General features: G+C 60.5%; 1 protein-coding gene. It reads left to right on the top strand.

Annotated features, from left to right (window positions below):
- On the top strand, positions 1-912 hold a 912-nt coding region (locus ACOCD2_RS22445), incomplete at both ends, for a type I restriction endonuclease subunit R, EcoR124 family (protein WP_419626163.1).

Raw genomic sequence — 912 nt, 5'->3', positions numbered from 1 at the left:
TACATCAACCCCCTTTATGTGGACAGGCACCTCAAGTACCATGGCCTGATTCAGGCCTTCTCGCGCACCAACCGCGTGCTGCACGGTGCCAAGCCCTGCGGAAACATCCTCGATTTCCGCGACCAGAGGAAAGCCGTTGACGATGCCATCGCCCTGTTCTCCGGCGAGGCGGGCGAGCGGGCCCGGGAAATCTGGCTGGTGGACCCGGCCCCCGTGGTAGTGGAAAAGCTGAGCGAAGCCGTGCAGCAACTCGAAGACTTCATGCAATCCCAGGGCGTGGACTGCCGGCCCGGGGAAGTCGCCAGCCTCAAGGGTGACGAGGCCCGCGCCACCTTCATCAACTGCTTCAGGGAAGTGCAGCGCATCCGTACCCAGCTCGACCAGTACACCGATCTCGATCCTGAACTGCGCGAGACCATTGATAAACTGCTGCCGGAAGATGACCTGCGCGCCTTCAGGGGCGTCTATCTCGATGTTGCCCAGGAGCTCAAAGCCAGGCAGGAGAAGACGCCAGATCCCGATGACCCCATCCAGCAGCTCGATTTCGAGTTCGTGCTGTTCGACTCTGCGCTCATCGACTATGACTACATCATGAAACTCATCGCCCGCTTCACCGGCCAGCCGCCCAGGAAGCAGAAGATAAGCCGTGAGCAACTCATCGGCCTGCTGGCCGGCAATGCAAAGTTCCTCGACGAGCGCGAGGACATGGTCGAGTACATCAACACCCTCACGGAAGGCAAGGGGCTGGACGAGCAGGCCATCCGCGAGGGTTACGACCGCTTCAAGGCGGAGAAGAACGTCCGGGAACTGGCCGTCATCGCCGAAAAGCACGGTCTCAGTCCTGATGCCCTGCAAGGCTTCATCGACAGTATCCTGAGCCGTAGGATCTTCGACCCTGATGCGCTGACCGAA

Origin of the sequence: Thiolapillus sp. (assembly GCF_048562965.1) — a bacterium.
Classification (GTDB): Bacteria; Pseudomonadota; Gammaproteobacteria; order Chromatiales; family Chromatiaceae; genus Thiolapillus; species Thiolapillus brandeum_A.
This window is presented reverse-complemented; position numbering and strand designations above follow the sequence as displayed.